The sequence below is a fragment of the Noviherbaspirillum sp. ST9 genome (genome assembly GCF_048799745.1).
In the GTDB taxonomy this organism is placed as follows: domain Bacteria; phylum Pseudomonadota; class Gammaproteobacteria; order Burkholderiales; family Burkholderiaceae_D; genus Noviherbaspirillum.
Window position 1 is genome coordinate 1 of sequence record NZ_JBLWFR010000126.1, and the last position, 616, is coordinate 616.

Below are 616 nucleotides of genomic sequence, written 5' to 3' on the forward strand. Positions count from 1 at the left end.
GCCTTTGTCTTCGGTGTTATTGCATTTCTAACTCTGTTCCAGTCGACGGAAAAAGATGGAGCATTGAGCGGGACAGTAATTGCTTTTGCACCGTTCATTTCAATATTGGGGATGTAACTATCGTAGGCAGGTTCAAACACGATAGCTTCATCCCCAGTTTGCAACACAGTTGCCAGAGCTGTATAAATAGCGCAGGTTGCCCCTGGCGTCAGCGTAATTTCTGTATCCGGGTTTATCATTACGGACTGGGTATGACGAACATGTCTGGAAATCTCCTCTCTTAAACCAGGGAGTCCGGCCATTGGCGCATATTGGTTAAATCCCTTTCTGCTTGCTTCTAACAGCAAGTCACCCAAAGCCGGGTCCACTTCAAAATCGGGAAATCCCTGCGAAAGATTAATCGCATTATGTTGTTGTGCCAGCGCACTCATCTGGGTAAATATAGTGGTACCAGAAGCAGAATATTTTTTCGGTAATGAAAGCGTCATCTCGAAATGCGATGTATAAATAAAGAGATTACAGGTCCGGAAAGGCAAATAGGTGTGTCCAGCCTATTTGTTCAGGCTGTTCTACATCCGGAACTTCGAAAAAGAAAGCAATTTCAAAATAGAAATGG

Annotated in this window: 1 protein-coding gene; it reads right to left on the reverse strand. The window is 44.2% G+C overall.

The window, feature by feature from the left end; genetic code table 11:
* On the reverse strand, positions 1-488 hold a 488-nt coding region (locus ACNOHI_RS25125; protein WP_420477454.1), incomplete at its 3' end, for an aminotransferase class I/II-fold pyridoxal phosphate-dependent enzyme.
* Positions 489-616 lie beyond the last annotated feature (128 nt).